This is a genomic window from Flavobacterium sp. NPDC079362, assembly GCF_050267765.1.
Classification (GTDB): domain Bacteria; phylum Bacteroidota; class Bacteroidia; order Flavobacteriales; family Flavobacteriaceae; genus Flavobacterium; species Flavobacterium azizsancarii.
The window spans coordinates 358,855-382,891 of the sequence record NZ_JBNNFM010000001.1 but is presented as its reverse complement, the minus strand read 5'-3'; the positions used below and the strand labels follow the sequence as shown (position 1 = coordinate 382,891).

19 protein-coding genes are annotated in these 24,037 nt (G+C 34.9%); 5 read left to right on the top strand and 14 right to left on the bottom strand.

Annotated elements, in window-relative coordinates:
• Positions 1-50: 50 nt before the first annotated feature.
• Positions 51-2,750, bottom strand: coding sequence for a reprolysin-like metallopeptidase (locus tag ACQKCJ_RS01675; RefSeq protein WP_427401221.1), 2,700 nt, complete (start codon positions 2,748-2,750; stop codon positions 51-53).
• Positions 2,751-2,945: 195 nt separating this feature from the next.
• Between ACQKCJ_RS01675 and ACQKCJ_RS01670 the strand changes: the two genes are divergently transcribed.
• The 5 genes from ACQKCJ_RS01670 (at position 2,946) to ACQKCJ_RS01650 (ending at position 7,353) form a co-directional block, all read left to right on the top strand.
• Positions 2,946-3,875 (top strand): bifunctional riboflavin kinase/FAD synthetase, encoded by a 930-nt coding sequence (locus ACQKCJ_RS01670; protein WP_427401220.1) that lies wholly within the window; start codon positions 2,946-2,948, stop codon positions 3,873-3,875.
• Between the two features lie 117 nt (positions 3,876-3,992).
• Positions 3,993-4,430, top strand: coding sequence for a hypothetical protein (locus tag ACQKCJ_RS01665; protein WP_230033726.1), 438 nt, complete (start codon positions 3,993-3,995; stop codon positions 4,428-4,430).
• Positions 4,431-4,601: 171 nt separating this feature from the next.
• Positions 4,602-5,690, top strand: coding sequence for a biotin synthase BioB (bioB, locus tag ACQKCJ_RS01660; protein ID WP_271334063.1), 1,089 nt, complete (start codon positions 4,602-4,604; stop codon positions 5,688-5,690).
• Positions 5,691-5,770: 80 nt separating this feature from the next.
• The gene (locus ACQKCJ_RS01655; protein WP_427401219.1) at positions 5,771-6,637 is read left to right on the top strand and encodes a cupin-like domain-containing protein; all 867 of its coding nucleotides are present in this window, start codon (positions 5,771-5,773) and stop codon (positions 6,635-6,637) included.
• Between the two features lie 236 nt (positions 6,638-6,873).
• The gene (locus ACQKCJ_RS01650; RefSeq protein ID WP_271334061.1) at positions 6,874-7,353 is read left to right on the top strand and encodes a regulatory protein RecX; all 480 of its coding nucleotides are present in this window, start codon (positions 6,874-6,876) and stop codon (positions 7,351-7,353) included.
• Between the two features lie 54 nt (positions 7,354-7,407).
• Here the strand turns inward: ACQKCJ_RS01650 and ACQKCJ_RS01645 are convergent, their stop codons facing one another.
• The 13 genes from ACQKCJ_RS01645 to glmS form a co-directional block, all read right to left on the bottom strand.
• Positions 7,408-8,574, bottom strand: coding sequence for a beta-ketoacyl synthase N-terminal-like domain-containing protein (locus ACQKCJ_RS01645; protein ID WP_271334060.1), 1,167 nt, complete (start codon positions 8,572-8,574; stop codon positions 7,408-7,410).
• A gap of 142 nt (positions 8,575-8,716) precedes the next feature.
• On the bottom strand, positions 8,717-9,988 hold the full coding sequence (gene bioA / locus ACQKCJ_RS01640; RefSeq protein ID WP_271334059.1) for an adenosylmethionine--8-amino-7-oxononanoate transaminase: 1,272 nt from the start codon (positions 9,986-9,988) through the stop codon (positions 8,717-8,719).
• Positions 9,989-10,090: 102 nt separating this feature from the next.
• Positions 10,091-10,729 carry a dethiobiotin synthase gene (bioD, locus tag ACQKCJ_RS01635; protein WP_271334058.1) on the bottom strand — a complete coding sequence of 213 codons (639 nt, stop codon included), beginning with the start codon at positions 10,727-10,729 and terminating at the stop codon, positions 10,091-10,093.
• A 169-nt stretch (positions 10,730-10,898) separates the two neighbouring features.
• Complete coding sequence (locus ACQKCJ_RS01630) at positions 10,899-11,513, bottom strand: hypothetical protein (protein ID WP_427401218.1); 615 nt, start codon at positions 11,511-11,513, stop codon at positions 10,899-10,901.
• Complete coding sequence (locus ACQKCJ_RS01625) at positions 11,503-12,006, bottom strand: RNA polymerase sigma factor (RefSeq protein WP_271334056.1); 504 nt, start codon at positions 12,004-12,006, stop codon at positions 11,503-11,505. Before ACQKCJ_RS01625 ends, ACQKCJ_RS01630 begins: the two co-directional genes overlap by 11 nt.
• A gap of 7 nt (positions 12,007-12,013) precedes the next feature.
• A complete protein-coding gene (locus tag ACQKCJ_RS01620) occupies positions 12,014-12,871 on the bottom strand; it encodes a TraB/GumN family protein (protein WP_427401217.1) in 858 nt (285 codons plus the stop codon).
• A 519-nt stretch (positions 12,872-13,390) separates the two neighbouring features.
• Complete coding sequence (locus ACQKCJ_RS01615; protein ID WP_427401216.1) at positions 13,391-14,533, bottom strand: aminotransferase class I/II-fold pyridoxal phosphate-dependent enzyme; 1,143 nt, start codon at positions 14,531-14,533, stop codon at positions 13,391-13,393.
• Between the two features lie 76 nt (positions 14,534-14,609).
• Positions 14,610-15,248 (bottom strand): NAD(P)-dependent oxidoreductase, encoded by a 639-nt coding sequence (locus ACQKCJ_RS01610; RefSeq protein ID WP_271334053.1) that lies wholly within the window; start codon positions 15,246-15,248, stop codon positions 14,610-14,612.
• 193 nt (positions 15,249-15,441) lie between these two features.
• Positions 15,442-15,723 carry a FoF1 ATP synthase subunit delta/epsilon gene (locus ACQKCJ_RS01605; RefSeq protein WP_271334052.1) on the bottom strand — a complete coding sequence of 94 codons (282 nt, stop codon included), beginning with the start codon at positions 15,721-15,723 and terminating at the stop codon, positions 15,442-15,444.
• Positions 15,724-15,793: 70 nt separating this feature from the next.
• Positions 15,794-17,305, bottom strand: a complete 1,512-nt coding sequence (gene atpD / locus ACQKCJ_RS01600; protein ID WP_072957076.1) for a F0F1 ATP synthase subunit beta — start codon at positions 17,303-17,305, stop codon at positions 15,794-15,796.
• A gap of 232 nt (positions 17,306-17,537) precedes the next feature.
• A complete protein-coding gene (locus ACQKCJ_RS01595) occupies positions 17,538-19,007 on the bottom strand; it encodes an SGNH/GDSL hydrolase family protein (protein WP_271334051.1) in 1,470 nt (489 codons plus the stop codon).
• A gap of 80 nt (positions 19,008-19,087) precedes the next feature.
• On the bottom strand, positions 19,088-21,880 hold the full coding sequence (locus tag ACQKCJ_RS01590; RefSeq protein ID WP_271334050.1) for a TonB-dependent receptor: 2,793 nt from the start codon (positions 21,878-21,880) through the stop codon (positions 19,088-19,090).
• Positions 21,881-22,186: 306 nt separating this feature from the next.
• Entirely contained in the window at positions 22,187-24,037 is a 1,851-nt protein-coding gene (gene glmS, locus ACQKCJ_RS01585; RefSeq protein ID WP_427401215.1) for a glutamine--fructose-6-phosphate transaminase (isomerizing), read from the bottom strand.

The following is a 24,037-nucleotide window of genomic DNA, read 5'->3' as shown; positions in this document are numbered from 1 at the left end:
AAATCCAAAAAATAAATTCCAAATTCCAATTGTTATGGAATTTTGTTTCTTTATTTATTTACGATTATTTTCTTAACCGTTCTTTTATTTCCTTCAAGAACTGTAACAAAATAAACTCCTGATGAGATATTTGATAATTGAATGTTTTGATTAAAATAAGCTGTTTTCTCAAAAAAATCATAATATACTTTTTTACCTAAAATATCATATATAAAAACCTGAATGGTATTTATAGCATCACTTTTGAACTGGATGGTAAAATTACCTTTATTAGGATTTGGATATAGTGTAAAATCAGCATTTTGAACATCAGGTGTTCCCGGGATAAACGTTTTATTACAGATATTTATCGATGCTGAATTTATTTTCCCCAAATTACCCGTAACTGCATCGCGAACTCTTAAAGTCCAGTTTCCTTTAGGGTCCTGACCATTAAAAGCACTTAACAAATCAACCGGAACCACAATCTGACTTGTTGTTTTAGAACAATCTAACGCAACTCCATCATCGTCATATTGAAGTGACAAAGTAGACTGTATTCCTCCACAGCTTTTATTATTGTAAAGATTTACAATTGTCCCTTGCGGACTTACCATTTGAATTTCGACATCAGAAAGTTTTTCATGTGTAAAATTCACCAGAACATTCACATCAGAAACCGTTCCTGTCGAAGCAGGTACATTTACCGTTCTGGTTGTAAAATTGGTTGCAAAAGGAATATCGAAAGCATTGCCAAAATTATACGAATCGCAAGTTGTTCTCGATGTATAACCAACCGCAAATGGTTTGCTGTTTATGGCATAATAAATATTAGCTGTAGGCTGGATCAAAATTCTGCAATTTGTCGAATTTTCTATACTTTCAGGAATTTGAATTACTTCTGTTCCATCATTTGGAGTATTTGACGCCAGAACTATTGGAAATGTAATGCCGCCATCTGTAGATAATTTAATATTTACAGTTGAAGAACCAGGCAATATACTGGTATTATTTATACTCCAGGTTATAGTCTGAAACGATCCTATCTGCCAACTCACATCATTAGTATTTTGAGACGTAACCGCAAATGGCCCTGCATTCGCCAGCACATTCACAATCATATCATCTGTACTTGTCTGCGCAGATCCCTGAGCTGCATTATCGCGCCCGGTTAAGGTAAAATGCAACGTTCTTGCAATAGACGAAACAGACTCCCATGTTGTGGTTAATTTATTTTGAAGAACGGTATTAAAATCCGGCATATATCGCACCGGAGAACTTTCCGGAACTACAGACCTGAACAATGGTCCGTCTGGTTTTGTTGAATATGCAATACTATTACTATTTGCCGTTGATGATGATAATGCACTATCATTTTGCTCCCAGGTATACGTAATAGTATCACCTTCAGGATCTGAACCGGTACCGGTTAAAACAAATGCTGTACTAATAGGGATCGAATAATCTAAACCTGCATCAATCATGGGAGGGTTGTTTATTATTGGCGCATCTGTCGGGCAACTTTTTGTAGCAAGATTATTTTGAATTTGCGCAATGCTGGCGTATGCAAAATAATCATCTGAATTATCCTGAACATCATATTTTGTTATTCCTGCATATCCCATTATCGTAGAACCACTTCCAGGTTCGACATTCACACCTGTTCTTTCGGCTCCATCAAAAGAAAAAGTATGATTTGCACCTAACTGATGTCCCATTTCGTGAGCCACAAAATCAATATCAAACGAATCTCCCTGAGGTTTTCCATTAGATGGCGAGGTATAACCACTACCTTTACCAATAACATTTGTAGCTGTTGGGCTATCACAAACACACCCTATACAGGCCGCATTACCTCCGCCTCCCGTAGCTCCAAATAAATGTCCAATATCATAATTTGCTTCACCAATGACAGTTGTTAATGTTTTTTGAACTTCTTTACTCCAATAATCATTACCATCTGACTTATCTTCTGACGTTCCTTTGCTCGCATCAGAATAAGGATCTGTCGCCGCATTTGTGTAAATAACAGCATCTGTATTTGCAATCAAGACTAATTTTACAGCAAGATCTTTATTAAAAATACCATTTACCCTGCTTAGAGAAGCATTCATACCAGCCAATGCGCCAGCTTTTGTACCGCCAAAATAAGCTGTATATTCTCCTGTACAGGAAAGCGCCAATCGCAAGGTTTTAAAAACTTTACTGCTGGCTGATTTAGATGTTAATGATGAATTATTGGTATTCAGGATTGCATTTGTAGTCTTACAATCTAATCTGCTTTTTGATGTTCCATTATTTTTAGTAAACAAAACATACTCAGACTTATCATCTTGATTTTGCTCCATAAATTCAGATGATTTATCAGCACGAAACACCATTGTCTGCACTCCTATCGGGGCAACACTAAAATGTATCTTAGCAGTCTTATCGTCTACGCCACTTCCTTCATAAGCTCTTATCTCAGGATATTTTGCCTGTAATTCCGGTTCGAAATTTGACGATTCCCAAACTGTAAATCTTTCTAAAACACCATTTGAATTTGGAATTGTAATTTGTATCGTATTTCTTTTTGACGTTTTATTTGTTACCCCTGAAAGTTTTGATTTCAAAAAATCGGTATTAAGCTTATAATATCTTCGTTGCGAATCAGATAAATTTACTCTTTTACCTGAGGTACCGGCGGTTACTTTTTGCCACAAATCATCACTTTGAGCGTAAATATTTGCGCAACAAAAAATAAAAAACAAGAAAAGTAGCTTTTTTTTCATACTCAGGTGGGAATTGAAAAATCAAAATTAAGCGAATTAAATTAAATTCTTACAGATATATTACAATTAATGCTTTTTAGCAGACGAGTTAGTTCATTTTTGAAAAAAGAAATAGATTGTCATCAAAAATCAATTGAGCTTAGCATAAAATTTAAAATAGATAGTATAAATTTGCAACATCTTAAATTATTTGTTTTGAAGCTCTTTCATTCTATAAACGATTTTCAGTCAACCAAGAAAACGATTTTAACTCTTGGTACCTTTGACGGCGTACATATTGGTCACAAAAAAATTCTGGAACGAATTACTCAAAATACTGAAAACGGAAAATACGAGAGTTTAGTTCTTACATTTTTTCCTCATCCGAGAATGGTTTTACAGGAAAAATCAGAGATAAAACTTTTGAATACAATCTCTGAAAAAACAAAACTTCTTGAAGCGACAGGAATTGAAAATCTTGTTATTCATCCGTTTAACGAAAGTTTCTCAAGATTGACTGCCGAAGAATTTGTACGTTCTATTTTAGTCGAGCAATTTCATATTCAAAAAATAATTATAGGTCACGATCACCGTTTTGGAAGAAACAGAACGGCTAATATTGATGATTTAATCGCTTTTGGAGCAGAATATGGATTTGAAGTTGAGCAAATTTCGGCGCAGGAAATTCAGGATGTATCTGTAAGCTCGACCAAGATCAGAAAAGCTTTAAACGAAGGAAATATGACTTTGGCCAATGATTATTTAGGCTACGCCTATTTTTTATCTGGCGAGGTTGTAAAAGGAAAACAATTAGGAAGAACAATTGGTTTTCCAACAGCAAATATCAAAATTGAAGAAGAATACAAGCTAATTCCAAAAATTGGTGTTTATGTAGTTAAAGCTTTAATTGCCGATCAGGAATTTTTTGGGATGATGAATATTGGTTTTAATCCTACTGTAAATGGGCAAAACCAAACTATCGAAGTAAATCTATTTGATTTTGATGCTACTATTTATGGTCAAAAAATCGAAGTTTCTTTACTACATTATCTTCGTGATGAGCAAAAATTTGGTTCATTAGACTGGCTTAAAGCTCAATTAAATCAGGACGAAAAAGATGCTTTGGCTTTTATTAGTAAGCTCTAAAAAGCAACTAAAATACTTTTTACCTTTTTTAAATCATCGTAGTTATTTTTTTAGTAAATTTGATATAGAACTCTGTTTATCAAATATTTACTATTAACTTATTTAAAAATAACCACTATGAAATTACCTAAAGAAATTACCAATGGTTTCTTGATTTTCCTTGGTATAGGAATTTATTTTCTATTGATGAACGTATTAGGTTTAGCTCATTTATTCTATTTACGGACGCTGAATGTATTTTTTATATTTTATGGCGTAAATAAAACGATGAAGATGAATCTTCAGGAAGGAGAAACCAATTTTGTATCGAATGCGGTTTCTGCTATGGCAACTTCTGTAGTTGGTGTAGCGATGAGTGTTTTTGGATTATTAGTATATAGTTATGCAAGAGGCGGAGATGCTTATGTAAAAACCTTATCAGAAGCTTTTATGTTTGGAGGAAATCCGTCCGTACCAACCTACTGTATTTGTTTGTTATTTGAAGGAGTCGCATCGTCAGTAATTGTCACTTTAATGATGATGCTATACTGGAACAATAAGTATGTCGCCGATTAACATTTCAAAATAAAACTATCATTTAAGCATTCTAAAATCATAAATTTTTACAATTATATGATTTTAGAATGCTTCTTTTTTGAAATTTCATGCAAAATATTCATTTAAAGCGATGAGCATCATTGATTAGAACAATTTAATTACTTTTGAAGCTCCAAAAACAATGAACTAATGAACACTACCAAACACAACTGGACAAAAGACGAGATAATCGCCATATACAATAAACCTATGATGGACTTGCTGTATGAAGCAGCAACAATACACAGGCAAAAACACGATCCGAACGTCGTACAGGTATCTACTTTATTATCTATCAAAACCGGAGGCTGTCCTGAAGATTGCGGTTATTGCCCGCAAGCTGCCCGCTATAACACAGGTGTTGAAGGAAATGATTTAATGAGCGTAAGTCAGGTAAAAGCCCAGGCTTTGCGTGCCAAATCCAGCGGATCATCTCGTGTCTGCATGGGAGCCGCCTGGAGAAACGTAAAAGATGGTGAAGAATTTGACCAGGTTTTAGAAATGGTACGTACCATCAATAAACTAGACATGGAGGTTTGTTGTACTTTGGGCATGATTACTGAAAACCAGGCGCAACGTTTGGCTGAAGCCGGTTTATATGCTTACAACCATAATTTAGATACTTCTGAAGAATATTATAAGGATGTGATTTCTACCCGTGGTTTCGAAGACCGTTTGCAAACGATCGAAAACGTCCGTAAAACGAATGTTACGGTTTGCAGCGGAGGAATTATCGGGATGGGAGAAAGCATCGAAGACAGAGCCGGAATGCTCGTGGCGCTTTCAACTTTGAACCCACAACCTGAATCTGTGCCTATCAATGCTTTGGTTGCTGTTGAAGGAACACCGATGGAAGAAGAAAAACCGGTTGAAATTTGGGAAATGATCCGTATGGTTGCAACAACCAGAATCATAATGCCGGATACTCAGGTACGTCTTTCTGCAGGAAGAACAAATATGAGCCGCGAAGGACAGGCAATGTGCTTTTTTGCCGGTGCAAATTCTATTTTTGCAGGTGATAAATTATTGACAACGCCAAATCCTGACGTACAGGAAGACATGAAAATGTTTGACTTACTGGGATTGATTCCGCAAAAACCATTTGTTAAGGTTTCTCAACCACAAACAGTAGAAGCAACTGATTCGCAGTTTACTACATTGGGCGAAAAACCTAAATGGTCAAGACCGGGGCATACGATTGAAAGAAACCTTGAAGCTTCGATCAAATCAAAAAATTAATTAAATGAGTTAATAAATCTCGCGAAATATTTTTAAATTGCTTATGACACAGAGTTATAAGCAATTTTTTTATTTAAGAGATGAAGTTAAAGCAAATCGAAAGGGTAAAAAAGATCTCAAAAGCTGATTTTATTTCCCAATATGTAAAATATCAAATTCCAGTTGTTATTGAAGAGCTAACTGAAGATTGGCCTGCTTATCAAAAATGGAAATTGTCCTATATCAAAGAAATCGCCGGCGAGACTATTGTCCCTTTATACGACAATAGGCCTGTAAATCATGAAGATGGCTTTAACGAAGCGCATACTAAAATGAAGATGAGCGATTATGTCGATCTATTAGAGTCAAAGCCTACTAATTATCGCATATTTCTTTACAATCTAATGAAAGAAGTCCCAATACTAAAAGAAGATTTTTTATGGCCAGATATTGGCTTAAAATTAGTCAAACAAATGCCAATGTTATTTTTTGGCGGAGAAAACTCAAAAGTTTTTATGCATTATGATATCGATTACTCGAATATCCTGCATTTTCATTTTCATGGCGAAAAACAATGTATGCTTTTTGCTCCGGATCAGTCTAAATACATGTACAAAGTACCTCATGCATTAATTTCAAGAGAGGACATTGATTTTGATAATCCCGATTACGAAAAATTCCCTGCCCTTAAAAATACAGAAGGCTATATTACTAATTTAAAACACGGCGAAGTTTTGTACATGCCTGAAGGTTATTGGCATTATATGAAATATCTGACTCCCGGTTTTTCTATGAGTTTACGCGCTTTTCCTAAAAGTATTACCAATTTATCAAAAGCAGTTTATAATATTTTCGTTATGCGCCATTTTGATATTTTGATGAGAAAATTTAAAGGTCAAAAATGGATTGATTATAAAAACGAGAAGGCGATTGAAAACACAAATCAGAACTTAAGAAAGAGTGCCTAAAATAAACCTGAATAAAAAAACAGCTGAAGTTTTATAGAACTTCAGCTGTTTTTTTATTTTACCTTCGTACTATTTATATTTAAATTTGCTTTTTGCATTAAACAAAACAAGGAAGTTCCGATTATAGCAATTAAGACCGTTAAAAATTCATTATAACAGTTACAATTCTAACTCAAAGCCGTGTTCAATACGCTAAATTAAAATGATTCTTTTTTTAGCAATAACCATTAAAAAACATGAATTCAATTTTCACAATAAAAGACGCAATTCTAAAATTAGAGCACTTTTGTGCCTATCAGGAACGCTGTCATAGTGAGGTAATTTCGAAATTATACAGTTTAAAAATGTTTCCTGATGAAATTGATGTTGTGGTTGTTCAGCTAATTGAAAACAATTTCTTAAATGAAACCCGTTTTGCGTGCAGTTTTGCCAGAGGCAAACATAGAATTAAGCATTGGGGCAGAATCAGGATTACGAATGAGCTTAAAATGAAACAGGTTTCATCGACTAATATTACGCTCGCCTTAAAAGAAATCACTGCCGAAGAATATGAAACCACGTTCGAACAACTTTCTGAAAGATGCTGGAATAATCTCAACGAAAAAAACACTCTGAAAAAACGAAAAAAATTCTGTGATTACATGTTGCGACGAGGATACGAAAGTTTTTTAGTTTATGACAAAGTAACCCAATTAGAAAAGAATTTAGAAAACTAAGTAACAAAGCATTATTTTTCTATAGAATCAGAATATTTACATACTTAAAATGAATTACGCTTTTTCTATTAAAATACTCACCGCATTACCACCAAAACCAACAGCATTGATTAAAACTCTTTTTATCGATTTTGTCTGGGTTTGTTTTGTCCCAAACGGAACTCCAATAAAAGTATCATGTTGAAACATTAAAAGTGCCAATTCCAGACTTAGTACGCCGGAAGCTCCAAATGTGTGACCAATCTTCCATTTATTAGTCGTTAACAGCGGCAATTGAGATCCGAAAACTTTTTCTATAGCTCGTAATTCCGTTATGTCACCTTTTATCGTTCCCGGAGCATGCATTACAATCGCATCAATGGTTTCTAAAGCAACATCTTTCAAAGCCATTTTCATTGATTTCTGAAAACAGGTTGCTTCGGCAGAAATAGAGATATTATGCTCTAAGATTTCCGTTGCATAACCTACACCAGTTACATATGCAATTGCATTTTGTTTCTCTCCGGCTTCCAAACAGCAAACTGCGGCTCCTTCGCCTAAAATCATAGTGTTCTGACTCTTGTCAAAATCAAAAGCTAAATTGGGCCAGGGATTTTCATCCTGACCGATTCGGGAATATATTTTAAGAGCGCGCATTTGAGCAATCGTGAAATCAGTTAAAGGAGCTTCACTTCCTCCAACCAAAAACTTATCTGCCATTCCTGATCTTAGCCATGCAACACCATTTAACAATGCATGAAGCGCTGTGGAACAGGTTATAGAATGCGAAATTTCAGGCCCCACACTTTGCAGATCATGTGCAATCCAGGACGATATATTTCCTAAAGTTGTTGTTGGCGAGGCCAAAGTCTGTGCCTTGCCCGTATCAAGATATTCTTTGTAATGTTTTTCGAATAAATCTGTCGCACCACGCGAAGATCCAATATTGATTCCAAAAACAGCATCAGAATTCCATCCTGCCAGTTCAACCGCTTTTCGGGAAGCTGCAATGGCAAATAAAACCGAATCATCTAAAAACTTATATTTAATATCTGATTCTCTTATTTCTGCAATTATTTGCTTTGATGCAGGATCAAGAGTAGCAACTGAAGTTTCTTGCTGATCTAAAAACTGTTTAGAAAAACAATGTTGATTCTCGAGATACTTCTCCCAAACTCCTGCAGAAGTATTTCCTAAAGGAGAAATGGATGAAAAAGATGTTATAGCTATTTTGGTATTCAATGGTGGTATTTTTTTATCGCAAAGTTCGCGAAGTTTTATTGAAAGATGGCACGCGGATCATACCGATTAAACAGATCGACACAGATTATTATATTTAAAACAGCGAAAAATCCGTTTAACCCGTTTAAATCTGTGGGCAAATTTATACCATTTCTATAGCTTCTTCAATAATAGAATACACTTTTTGAAGCTGGTCGTCTGTCATAATATACGGAGGAAGAATGTAAACAATATTCCCAACCGGACGTAAAATAGCCCCTTTTTCTATAAAGAAATTATAAAGTTTGTTTCGCATAGAACCGTAATAACTTTCTGCTGAATCGGATTTAATTTCGACCGCAAAAATAACGCCCAATGTCCTGGCTGTTATTACTTTTGAATGCTTTTCAATTTTCTTCTGAAATACTAAATGGCTTTTATTTATCCTTTGAATATTGGCTTGCATTTCATCAGTCTGCAATAAATCCATACTTGCCAGAGCTGCTGCACAACCTGTTGGATTCGCCGTAAAAGTATGTCCATGAAACAGTGCTTTATTAATATCATCATCATAAAAAGCATCAAAAACTTCTTGTGTAAAAGTCGTAATCGCCATTGGGATTGTTCCTCCGGTTAATGCTTTAGAAAGACAAATCATATCCGGCTCTTCAGAAACGTAATCCATTGCAAAGGTCTTTCCTGTTTTTCCAAAACCCGTCATTACTTCATCTGCAATCGTCAAAACTTTACTGGTTTTACAAATCTGAATTAATTTTGCTAATGCTTCAGGTTCATACATTACCATTCCGGCAGCTCCCTGTACTAATGGCTCAAAAATAAAACCGGCACAATTATGTTTTTCAATCACGTTTTTCAACGCGTCAAAACTTTCCTGTTCTTTTCCTTTTACCGGAACCGGAATTCTCACAACATCAATAAACATTCCCTGAAAGGCTTGTGTGTAAAAAGATATTCCACTTGCTGCCATTGCTGCAAAAGTATCTCCGTGAAAAGCATTTTCGAAAGCAATAATAGTAGTACGTTTTTCATTTTTATTAAAAAAATACTGCAATGCTACTTTTATCGCAACTTCAACGGCTGTTGACCCATTATCAGAAAAGAAGATTTTTTGTTGATTTTTTGGCAAGATCTCCATTAACCTTTCCGCTACTTTTATTGCTGGTTCGTGTGTAAAACCTCCAAATAAAACATGCTCCAAAGTCGTTAATTGCTTGTAAATCGCATCTGCAATAAATTTATTACTGTGCCCAAACGGGTTTACCCACCATGAAGCAATTGCATCAATATATTCCTTGCCGTTTTCATCCCAAAGCAAAACTCCTTCTCCTCTGGAAATTGCAATTGGAGTTTGTGCTGTTTTGTGTTGTGTATAAGGATGCCAAAGGTATTGGCTGTCTTTTTCTGTTAGAGTCATCTTATTTAGAATATAGAAAATAGAGTAAAAAACAAAGATTTAATATCTCTTAATAGAGGCAAAGATAGGAAAGTCTATTTTCTTTATTTTATATTCTTTTCTTTATAAACTAAGAAGGTTTTCCCGGAACAAATCAGCGTATTCACGAATTACATTTTGGTCAAAGTAAGGCTCTTCCTCAATTCTACCGATGCATTTTATTCCGGTTTTATTCAGGATTAGACTTTCGGTAGATTTGTTTTCGCTTCCGCTAAAGATAATTCCAGCAACTTCAAAACCACGATTTCTGATTGCTTCTATCGTTAATAAAGTATGATTGATGCTTCCTAAATAATGTCTTGAAACTACAATTATTTTATAATCAGGTTGTATTAAATCAATAATTGTGTCGCTTTCATTTAGTGGAACAAAAATCCCTCCGGCTCCTTCGATAACCAGATGGTTATCTGTAACTGGTTCTTTGATTTCTTCCAGATTAATTGTAATTCCGTCTATCTCAGCTGCCAAGTGCGGACTTGCAGGTGTGTTTAATTTGTAGGCATTTGGATAGAATTGAGATTTTGTACTTCGACTTCGCTCAGTATGACAACTCAATAGGCTTTTAACTTTATGACTATCCGAATTATCCAGATCTCCAGCCTGAACAGGCTTCCAATAATCCGCTTCTAAAGCTTCAACAACGATTGCAGCACTAATTGTTTTACCAACATCTGTAGAAATTCCTGTTATAAATATTTTCATAAGTTTTTTGTTTCGCAGAGATACAGAAAGAAAAAAAACAAAGATTCACTAAAATGACTTTTGCTTTGTGTCACTTTGTATTTTTTCTTTGTGTATCTCTGTGCAATAGCTTTCGCAAAAATACCACTAAAAACAAAACCCATCATTACGATAGGTTTATTGTTTTCGGCTACTCTTCTTTTAGTTCGTCGATAACTTTTCTTATTTCCCTGGCATATTTTCCATAAAAATAATGCACCCACCATTCTAAAAAGACCCCCATAACTAAGATAGAGAAAATAATCATTAAGAGAACACTAATCAGCTCAGAATCGCTGACATCAACTATCTGTATAGCAAGAGTTTTAGAAAACTTTGTATAGAAAAATCCAATTAAAAACAAAATTGAAAAAGGCGTTACAGCGAATCCAAAAGTCTTATATAACTCCATATTCAATCTCACATCAAAATACGTTTCGTACAAACTATCTTTTGTTTTTAATGTAATATTATTAAGTCGTTTATAAAACAAATACAGCTTTGCAAAATAATAAATACAAACGGCAATAAATATGCTAAAGAACAAATAGTAAATCTTTGCTATTTTTGGTTCGAAAGCGTAAATAAAAGGTATAAAAGCGAAAAAAATTATAAAGACCATTTGCCATAGAAATTCATGCCCGAGATTTCTTCTAATTTTATCCAACGGCATATTTGCTGATTGTATTTTTGCTAAATTATCCGGAAGCACAACATTCTCTGTCTTTTCATTATTCCATGCGTTTTGTATATCGTTAAAATCCATATCCTTGATTTTTTATTATTTCTTTTAATTTTTCTTTTGCCCTATTTAATTTCACGCGTGCATTTCCTTCTGAGATTCCCAGATTGTCTCCAATTTCTTTATGAGAGAAACCTTCTAACTGATAGAAAATAATCGCTTTATCAATTTTCTCCAGTTTCTGGACTGCTTTATAAAAATGATCGATTTGACTTTCTTTAATATGCGAATCGCCTTCATCATCTTTGATGTTTTCTGAAGCAATCTCATATTTATCTACTTTTCGTTTTTCTTTTTTTAAGAAAATAATAGCTGTATTTACTGCAACCCGATACATCCAGGTCGAAAACTGACTTTCGTTTCTAAAAGAATCATATGATTTCCAAAGCTGACAAACAATCTCCTGAAACAGATCTTGCTGATCATTATGATTGTCCATGTACATTTTAGAAACTTTATAGAGTATTCCTTTATGACTTTGAATCCGATCTAAAAATTCTTGTTCTTTCTCTTTCAAAACGATTTTATTTCGTTACCGGTTTTACCTTGTATCCTGCTTTTTTCAATAAATTAATCACGCCGTCTTTACCTGGCAAATGCCCTACTCCAACTGCCACAAACAAACTTTCCTCTTTCATCATCTCAGGCATTCTGTGTGCCCAATCTTTATTTCTGTCGTCAATTATCAATTTTCTAACTTTGTCACTCATTGCCTTTTCATTCTCCCCATGAAGATTCATCAGGTTTTCGGCTTTATAATCTTCAACCATTTTTTTGGTCTCGGTCTTACTAAAATCACCAACAGTTTCTATCAATTCTGAATCTGTGTAAGCATTTGACAATATGCTGCTTTGTCCTTTTACAGTTTCGAAACCTCCAATCGTTTTATTTTCTTTTTTAGCCAAATCTATAAAATCTGATTCATATGATTTTAATGTTTCACAATCAAATGTCTTTATAGAAATAAAACCCATAATTGCCGCTAAAGTAAAACCATCTAATTGTTTTACTTTCAAACCTGTATTTTTTTGTAAAATCGAATCTAATTTTGACAATTGTTCTTTTGTCAGCTTCTTACTTAACGGCTCTGACGAAATACTGCTTTTTTGGGCTTCTGCTATTTCATTAGGATCAGATAAATTAATCTCCAGAATTAGTTTATCTGATTTTTGAAATGCTTTTTTCGTTTTTTCTGCCATAAAATAATCATTCGGGCAAATACCATGAATGGTTCCGTAAACATATGATGGCTTTGAAAGTCCGTTTCCTGACACCTCCCATAAAAGAGAGTTTTCTAATTTTGGCGTTTTTGTTTGCGCCTGAACTGATACACTAAAAACTAAAGTGATTATAACGATTGCTGATGTAAATAAATTTTTCATTTTGATTGATTGTATTTGATTGATTGATTGATTGAAACTCCTTTTTAATATTTATTGTCCTTATTTCTATTCCACCAAGTAACGACTACTAAAACTATTGAGATCGTTAAAATGATGCTTAGGATTTTTATTAAAAAGTAGCTTACTAAGCCTACAAGGAATCCTATTGAAGCAAAAAGGATAACATTAAAAACACTTTGTTTTGAAGAATTTGATTTTGATTTCATAATGGTTTTGTTATTTTGATTACGACTCGTAAGTAATCAAATATTCAAAACGTTACAAAAGAAACTAAAACTTTTTTAAGAAGTGAGGAAAGACAAGGAATTGCAGAGATTTTTTACGGAGTAACATTCTATAATTGGCCCGCTGATTAAACGAATCAAACAGATTGTCACAGATTTTTTTTACTTTTAGAACTCAATAAAAAGGATAATCTCACAAGTCGCAGTGTCATCCTGAGCGGAGTCGAAGGCTTGCTTATTGGAATGGGCTTCGACTCCGCTCAGCCTGACAATACTAAATCTTAAAAAATAAAGTCTCTAACAATTTCAGAATTTGATTAATTTCTTCTTCAGAATTAAAACTATGAATGCAAAAGCGCAAACGTTCCTCTCCTTCAGGAACTGTTGGCGAAAGAATTGGTTTTACATCAAAACCTTTATCCTGCAATTGTTGCGCTAATCGTTTTACGTTTTCATTTCCGGGTACTATTGCGGATTGTATTGCTGATTTGCTTCGAACAAACATTGGCTTTAAACCCAACAGATTCTTCTGCTGATTGAATAACACAATATTGTGACGTAATTTTTCGATGTTTTGTTTTTCAATTTCTAATTGCTGGTATGCTACCAGAATTGTAGCAACAGAATGTGGAGATAATCCTGTTGTATAAATAAAACTTCTGGCAAAGTTTACCAGATATTCTTTAAGATCTTTGCTTCCAAGAATCACTGAGCCATGACAACCTAAACCTTTTCCGAAGGTCATGATTCTGGCAAAAATTCTGTGATGCAAATTAAGATACTGAATAAATCCTTCTCCTTTTTCGCCAAAGACACCTAAAGTATGTGCTTCGTCTATGACTAAATAACAATTGTATTTTTCAGATAAGCCTACTAATTCTTCTAAGTTTGGACTATCACCATCCATAGAGAAAACAGATTCAGTCACAATGTAAATATTTGTATCGGGAAATTTTTGAATAAGTCGTTCTAAATCCTCAAAATCATTGTGATTGAATTTGTACGATTTAGCATTCGACATAATAATTCCGTCCCGAATAGAAGCATGACTTAGTTCATCATACAAAATAACATCATTTCGTTGCGGTACAGCACTAAAAAAGCCAACATTGGCATCGTAACCCGAATTAAAGATTAAAGCCGATTGAGCGTCATGAAACTCTGCAATAAATGCTTCTGCGATTTGATACAACGAATGATTTCCGGAAATTAAGCGCGAACCTGTTGCACCATTTTCAAAAATTTCGTTTTCCAGCAAATAAGCATGAGTTGACTTAAATATCGATTCTGATTTTGCGAATCCAATATAGTCATTTGAAGAAAAATCGACTAGATTATTGAACACAGGCAGTTTTCTAAGCGAATTATTCTGCTTTCGATTTTCGAGCTTCTGAATTAGATTTTCCGGTAATTTCATAAAAGCAAAGTTATGAAATTGAAATTATATTAAATAAACAGCGGGCTTGACATGCCCGCTGTTTGTAACTTACTATTTAAATTGCACTTATAAAAGGCGATTGTCTGTTGAATTTGGATGCTGTCATTTCCTGAGTCATGAATTTTGCAATATCAATTGCACTAATCTTATCGCCCAGACAATCTTCTGTACTTATTGAAATCTCAGCACTTATATCATTAAATTCTATAAACGGAACCCGAACCTGGGTCCATTGTACATTACTTTCAACTAAAAATTCATAGGCCTTTTGCCTGTCTTCCTGAATTATTGGAAAATTGGTTTTCATCCATTCCGTGGCCATTTCTGTTTTAGCACTTTTTTTATCAAATGGAGTTTCTATATTCAATCCCGCCAATAACAAATAGCGATCTATTCCGTAATTATTCATTACTTTCAGAATATTCCTGATTGCTGCACTGGCAACAAGAGGCTCGTCTTTGCGTTGCCCAATTGTACTCACAACTGCCTGACAATCTTTTAGCAATAATTGTATGGATTCTAAATCAAGGGCATCCCCTTTAATTATTTCGATGTCTGGATTCTGAATGGTAAAATTTTCAGGATTTCGCAACAAAAGTTTTACGCTAAATCCTTTTTTCAATAACTGGTTTACAAGATAATTTCCAGTTCTTCCGCCACCGCCTAAAACAGCAACTTTATTTATATTTTTCATATATTCTTTATAAAATTTGACATAGTTATTTGGCTGCATCAAATTGATGAAGCTTAATTACAAAAGCTTACTGAGCTTTTATAAAACAATCAATATTTTATAAAGAGATTCTAATACTTCAAAAGTATATGATTTATGGCAATAAAAAAAGCCAAACATTTCTGTTTGGCTTTTTATTTATTCTAAAATTGCCTTAGTCAACTAAAACAATAATTTTATTGTCTTTCATTTCGATAGTACCTGACTCGATCTCTAATGTATAAGTCTGGTCATTTACTTTCGTGAATTTACTCGCTACATCTTTAGAAAAATTGAAACTTGACGCTGCAATTTTAATAGTTCCTTTCTCTAGAATAGAAACAATAGGAGCGTGATGGTTCAATATTTGAAAGCTTCCGTCAACTCCAGGTAATGTAACTGCTGTTACTTCTCCTGAAAATATTTTAGCTTCTGGTGATACTATTTCTAAAATCATCTTTTTTTAGTTTACAGCCTCAGTTAAAAGTCTCAGTACTGAATACTGCGACTGAATACTGAAAACTAGATTATGCTTCAGCTAACATTTTTTCTCCAGCTTCGATAGCATCCTGAATAGAACCTTTCAAGTTGAAAGCTGCTTCAGGAAGATGATCTAACTCACCGTCGATAATCATGTTGAATCCTTTGATAGTATCTTTAATATCAACCAAAACTCCAGGAATACCTGTAAATTGCTCCGCTACGTGGAATGGTTGAGATAAGAAACGTTGAACACGACGTGCTCTTGATACTGATAATTTATCTTCTTCAGATAATTCTTCCATACCTAAGATCGCAATAATATCTTGCAATTGTTTGTATTTTTGAAGAATTTCTTTTACTCTTTGTGCACAGTCATAATGCTCATTTCCTAAGATTTGAGGAGTCAAAATTCTTGAAGTAGAATCTAACGGGTCAACCGCTGGATAAATACCTAATTCAGCAATTTTACGAGACAATACAGTTGTAGCATCTAAGTGAGCAAACGTTGTTGCCGGCGCCGGGTCAGTTAAATCATCCGCAGGAACGTAAACCGCTTGTACAGATGTAATAGATCCTTTGTTTGTAGATGTAATACGCTCTTGCATCGCTCCCATCTCTGTTGCCAAAGTTGGTTGGTATCCTACTGCAGAAGGCATACGTCCTAAAAGTGCTGATACCTCAGAACCTGCTTGTGTAAAACGGAAGATGTTATCAACGAAAAACAATACATCTTTACCTTGATCAGTTCCTGCTCCATCACGGAAATACTCAGCGATAGATAATCCTGAAAGTGCTACACGCGCACGAGCTCCAGGAGGCTCATTCATTTGTCCGAAAACGAAAGTAGCTTTAGACTCTCTCATTCCTGGCATATCTACTTTTGATAAATCCCATCCTCCATTTTCCATAGAGTGCATGAAATCATCACCATATTTTATAATTCCTGACTCTAACATCTCACGAAGTAAGTCATTTCCTTCACGTGTTCTTTCTCCTACTCCTGCGAATACTGAAAGTCCACCGTGACCTTTTGCGATATTGTTGATCAACTCCTGAATCAATACTGTTTTACCAACTCCAGCACCACCAAACAATCCAATTTTCCCCCCTTTTGAGTAAGGCTCGATCAAATCGATTACTTTGATACCTGTAAATAAAACTTCTGATGAAGTAGACAGATCTTCAAATCTAGGAGCTTGTCTGTGAATAGACAAACCGTTTTCTCCTGTTTTTGGCAAGTTTCCTAAACCATCAATTGCATCTCCAATTACATTAAATAATCTTCCATATACATCTGGACCGATTGGCATTTGGATTGGATTTCCTGTTCCAACTACTTCATATCCTCTAGACAAACCGTCTGTAGAGTCCATAGAAATGGTACGAACTGTGTTTTCTCCAATGTGAGATTGTACTTCTAGAACTAATAATGTTCCGTCTTTTTTAGTGATTTCTAGTGAATCATAAATTTTTGGAAGTTCAACATCCTTACCGTTGAAAACTACGTCAACTACTGGTCCAATGATTTGAGCAACTTTTCCTATTACTTTTGACATTACTTATGTATTTATTAAATAGCTATTTAGGTTTATCGAAAATACCTCTTTTTTCAGAGCGCAAAGATAATTTTTTAAAATATAAAATCAATATTTTTTTTATAAAAAATACTACGATTTTGTTTGATTCCTAAAACTCAGGCTTCAAATACAGAAAATAGCATTTTTTAAGAAAAGAAAAAAAGCCACTACATTTTAGAAATGAGTGACTTTCGTACTAAAAAAATTGGCATTATTGAATTGTTGCGGGATATTGAATTGGATATATACCCAAATCGACATGACGTAACGTTGAACCATATTTTGCATTTATTGCATCTATAAAAATATTAGCGATCAAACCATACCCTCTTGCACTAGGATGTACACCATCTAAAGAAAAAGCTCCTCCGGTAACATAAGTCGACGACATGGTAAAATTCCCAAAACGAACTCCTCCGCTGGACAACTGCGTCATTACAGCGCCTGTATCTACAAAAGCCAAACCTTTTTCATCTGCAATTCTTTTTATTGTTACATTATAAGCATCTGTGGCTTTTTTTACTTCTGCAATTTCGTCTTTTGTCAACACCCAATTATCAGCCAATGGCACCGAAAGTCCGTTTACTTTTGCTGCATCTCCCCCAACTGTAGTACCAATAAATGTTCTGGCGGACAAAATTATCAAATCTTCTTTAGTTGCCTGTCTGTACGAAGGAAGTCCGTAAGCCATAAGATTCGTTAAATAACTATCCACAACCACCACCGCATTATTTCCCGCTATAAAATTGACTGTTCTTCTTGTTGCTTCTTCCTGGGTTAATAATTTATTGGCAACCATTTGTTTTAAACCTCCATTATAAACTGCATAACCTGCATTTAGTTGAGTTGCAAGAGCAGCTGTAAGCGGAGCCGGATTAAAAGGAACTGTAGTAAAATAAGGCAAAGTTGTGATGTAAGGCAAGTTAGCCACTACTCCTTTTGCTCCTTTTGCCGTCAAACTCGTAACCAAACCGGAGTAAACACTTGCAAAAACAGCTGGATCAGTAATATCATTACTTCCATAAGTAGCAGGATTCATATTTCCGGTCTGATCTTTTCCAATTCCTCCCGAAGTTGCATAAGCCAAAACATCATTTCCTCCTATAAACAAAGAGAAGAAAGTTGGATCCTGAACTACTGCATCTGCCAAAATCGTAGTTGAAGGCGAACTGGCAAAACGAGCAAAATATGGATTAGCAGCGCCACTTGCCACTCCTGCAACATTTCCATATCCAGATGCTATTAAATGAAAACTTTTGGCACCCGGAACTCCTAAGTTACCAAAAGTTCCCGTAAGATGTGTTGTAACTTCTGTCGTGGGTTTTCCGGCAACATTCACAGGAGCCTGTCCGTTAAAATACAAACGAGTAGCCGCCACAACATTCCCGCCTAATAATAACCCTCCCAGATTATCATTCATAAATGGTGTTGTAAAAGCACCTCCACCTGCCGCGACAAATTGCTGCGCCATTATGTTTGTATAAGACCCTTCCTGACCCTTTTTAAAAAGAGCATTATCGCTGTAACCTGCAGCAAAAGAATCTCCAAGCGCTATGTATTTAGTAAACACTGCAGACCCCGGAACAACCGGAACTTCTGCCGGATTATCGCTGCTATCATCATTATTACACGCCACAAAGGTTAATGAAACCAACAATAGCAATTTTATATTTTTTCTCATGTTATTTAAGTTTAAAATTATTACTTCTTTCTCATTTTTCATCTAAGAAAGAAACCCGCTTCATCTTACTACTGTTATAATTACGGATTAATTGTCCAGGAAACAAACCATTGCTGACCAATAGATCCGGCTCCAATTACCTGAATATAGTCTGAACCAAAAAGATTCGTTGCACCCACTTTAATAACTGATTTTAATTTTGTAAAAGCATAATTAATCTGAGCATCCAGAACTGTATTTTCCGGAACGATTCCGTCTCCAAAAGAAGATTGCCATAAATACTCAGTATTCCATCTTACATTCACATTAAACCCAAGGTTTTTAATCACTTTAGCATTACCAAGTGAAGCTTTAATTCTGTGCTTTGGAGTATTAAAACCTGCTATGAAGCTTGGATCATCTGCCTGGTTAAAATCAAACTGAGCATAGTTATAATTCACACCCAATTCAAAATCCTTATATACCTTTTTAGACAAACCAACTCCAAAACCTAATGAAGAAACCTGAGCCGTAGTATTGGTATAAACCTGATACACCCTTCTGTCACCAAATGCCAAAGCCTGATAACTTTGTTGCACTGCAGGATTTGAAGAATCTGTCCCTACCGTTCCATAATACGGAGATATTACTCTTGCAGTATTCATAAAATCATTATAAATATTATAATAAACATTTAAATCTACTGACAAATCATTCTGAACTACCGAACGATATCCAACCTCAAAAGCATGAACTTGTTCCGGTTTCACCAACCCGATGTTGGCTACCTGAAGATCTCCCGGATTTGCAGAAGCAGCAAACGCCTGAACCGAGGCTACTGTATAAGCATTGTGATAGGCATTTTGACCAGACATTCCTATTGTTGCCGGCTGACCCGCTATTGCTTGTCCTGCAGCACTCACATTTACAGTTTCCTGAAAACGATCTAAGTTATCAGCAGCAGATCCTATTAAAGCAAATGGCCCTAAATCTAAACCTATATACTGATCTTGCGTTGTTGGGTTACGAAAACCCGTTTGATAGGACAATCTGAAATTATGTCTTTTAGATTCTCCCGCAGAATACACAAACGAAACTCTTGGCGAAACATTTCCATCAAAATTCTGGCTTTTATCATAACGCAAAGATCCTGTGAACTTCAATCTGTCATCCATGAATTTTTTAGTCAACTGACCATAAGCACCATATTCTCTATAACTAATTGGACCATCATAATCAGTAAAAATAGTTCCTTCAGAATCCATAATATATTGCCTCCATGAACCACCTACCTGAATTTCTGCCCATTTTATCATATCCCTGAAATTATAATTCACATCTGAATGGTACAATTTTGAATGATCAATAAATTTAGCCCCTTGTGTCAAATCTGGATTTGAAGTAACTGTGGCAAGTGCATTATTAAACTGTACTGAACCCGGCTCAAATCTGGCTGAACCTTTTGGCGCAGGAATAAAAGAAATTGGCGCAGGTAGTATATTATAATCCGCAAAATTTCTTGCAATTGTTGCAGATTCATTTGCATTAGTTCCCATTACAGCACCTGATAATTGATAAGCTGTAGCATAATTGGTAAACCATTCCTGATCAGATTTTGCAGCCCTGTTTACATTCCAACCTGCAAATCTCATATCATATGAATTTCCGGCATCCTCATCAGTAGCATATACTCTGGCAAAAAAGTTCTTTCCTTTTACCTCAATTTTTCCTTGCTGCATCATGAAATCCTTCAAAGAATACCTATTAGCTCCCTGATAAATAGTACTACCTAAACCTATTTTATATTGCAGGATAACTTCTGTCTCATCTTTAAAAGGTTTAATATGAGCAGAAAAATCTGCTTTCACATTTTTAACTTTGTTATCTGTCAAATCCTGCTCACGATATCCCGTTCTGCTCACCTGACCAACATTTGGAATAAAAGTAGTTATCTCATCTCCATAAATATTCAAACCATCATAATTTTGATTATTCGCATGACCAACAGAACCTCCGGTCATACTTCTAGTATCGGCAGCAATCCATTCCGTTGCTTCCATATAAGTAAAGTTCGCTTTTAAGGCAAAACTTTTTGTAAAAGCTTTTGCAGCTCTTATTCCAAAATCATTATAATCATTAGTTCCAGCCGCTTTTTGAGTGGTTTGTCCGTATTTATAATAAACACTAATCCCTTCATCAACAAAAGGGCTTTTACTATTCATAAACAAGATACCATTAAAAGCATTTGCTCCATATAATGCAGATGATGCTCCCGGCAAAAGCTCTACACTAGCCACATCTAAATCTGAAATTCCAATTAAGTTCCCTAACACAAAGTTCAATGCCGGCGAAGAATTATCCATCCCGTCAACCAATTGCATAAAACGCGTATTGGCCACAGAAGCAAAACCACGAGTATTAATCGACTTGAACGAAATACTGCTGGTATTAAAATTCACCTCTTTTAAATTCTCTAAACCATCATAAAAAGTGGGTGCCGTGGTATTTTTAATTTCCTGAATTCCCATTCTTTCTATAGTAACAGGCGATTCAATTACTCTCTCCGGAGTTCTTGAAGCCGAAACAACGATTTCATTCAACTTGGTTTCTTCATCCTTTAATACCGCACTTACTTTTTGGCTGGCCGATGTGATATTAAAAGTCTTAGCTTCAAATCCCACTGCCGATACCTTAATTGTAAACGGTAATTTTACTGAAGTTGTCAATTTAAATGTACCATCGAAGTCGGTTGAAGTACCGCTTCGATCTCCTACAACACTAATGTTAGCACCAGGAATAGATTGTTTGTTACCATCAGTAACAGAACCAGTAATTGTATTCTGAGCGAAGGTTATTCCGCTGAAAAACAACATAATTAGTAGACATACTCTCATTTAGGTTTGTTTTTGGTTAGTTAATGTAGCCAAAATACAAATATTTTTGATATTAATAAAAAAATGTTAAAAAAAATAAATATTCTATATAAAATTCGTTACAATTTTAACTATTTGATAATTAGTTTTCTTAAATTAAAATCAAAGAACAAAGTCCCAGAAACAAAAATACTATGCATACATATATTTTTTTGCAAAAAAAATGAGGATTTAATAAAAATACAACAGGAAGAAAAAAAATTTGACAATAAAAAAAAGCGAGACCTAAATCTCGCTTTTTTAACATTTATATACTTTAATAAAATATTATTCTACAGTAACTGATTTTGCCAAGTTACGCGGTTGATCAACATTACAACCTCTCATTACAGCTATATAATAAGAAAGCAACTGTAAAGGTATTGTTGTAATTAACGGTGATAATGCATCTGAAGTTTCAGGAATCTCAATAACATAATCAGCCAACTCACGAACCTGAGTATCCCCTTTAGTTACTACAGCGATAATTTTACCGCTTCTTGATTTTATTTCCTGAATATTACTTACGATTTTATCATAATGACCTTGTTTAGGTGCAATTACGATAACAGGCATGTGCTCATCAATTAAAGCGATTGGTCCGTGTTTCATTTCTGCAGCAGGATAACCTTCAGCATGAATATAAGAGATCTCTTTAAGTTTTAAAGCTCCTTCAAGTGCTACAGGAAAATTATAACCACGACCTAAATACAAACAGTTTGGCGCATCTTTAAAAGCTGCAGCAATTTCTTTTGCTCTGTCGTTAGTTTCTAATGCCTCAGCTACTTTTTCCGGAATCAATTCTAATTCCTGTAAGTAAGCATGAAAATCAGGATTTGACAATGTACCTTTTGCTTTACCTAATCGCAATGCGATCATGGTCAAAACAGTAATTTGCGTTGTAAATGCTTTAGTCGAAGCTACTCCAATTTCCGGTCCTGCGTGTGTGTAAGCACCTGCATGACTTTCTCTTGAAATAGAAGAACCTACTACGTTACAAACTCCAAAAACAAAAGCTCCATTTTCTTTAGCCAATTTAATAGCCGCCATTGTATCTGCAGTTTCTCCTGATTGAGAAATTGCAATAACAACATCGTCTTTGTTTATAATTGGGTTTCTGTATCTAAATTCAGAAGCATATTCTACTTCAACCGGAATACGGGTAAATTCTTCAAAAATATACTCTGCTACTAAACCTGCATGCCATGATGTACCACAAGCAACGATCAAAATACGCTTTGCGTTTAAGAATTTTTCTAAATTATCCTCAACACCTGCCATTTGAACGATTCCTTCATTTGCGTGAAGTCTTCCTCTGTAAGTATCTTTTATAACATTTGGCTGCTCATAGATTTCTTTAAGCATGAAATGATCATAACCTCCTTTTTCGATTTGCTCCAAATTCATTTGAAGCTCCTGAATATAAGGATTCACTAAAGAGTCATCTTGAATTTTTCTAACTTTAAGAGGTTTGTGCAATCTAATATTTGCCATTTCACCATCTTCAAGATAAATTGCATTCGAAGTATATTCGATAAAAGGCGAAGCATCAGAAGCAATAAAATATTCTCCTTCTCCAACACCAATTGCTAATGGACTACCTAATCTTGCAGCCACGATTTCGTTTGGATTTTTTTTATCAAAAACAGCAATTGCATATGCACCCACTACTTGATTTAAAGCAATCTGAACCGCTTTACCTAATTTTATTCCTTCTTTCTTTTGAACTTCTTCAATAAGATTTACTAAAACCTCAGTATCTGTATCTGACTTAAAAGTATATCCTCTTTTGATTAATTCTTCTTTAAGCGGTGCATAATTCTCAATGATTCCATTATGAATAATTACCAACTCACCTGAATTAGAAAGATGCGGGTGTGAGTTTACATCATTTGGCACCCCGTGAGTCGCCCAACGTGTATGCCCAATTCCAATCTTTCCGCTTGTATTAAAAACATCTTTAACCTTAGCTTCAAGATCCAAAACTTTACCTTTTGTTTTACAAACCTTTACACCAGTTTCATCATCATATAACATGACTCCGGCACTATCATAACCTCTGTATTCGAGTCGTTTTAGCCCCTTGATAACAATAGGATAAGCCTCTCGATGGCCGATATATCCAACAATTCCACACAT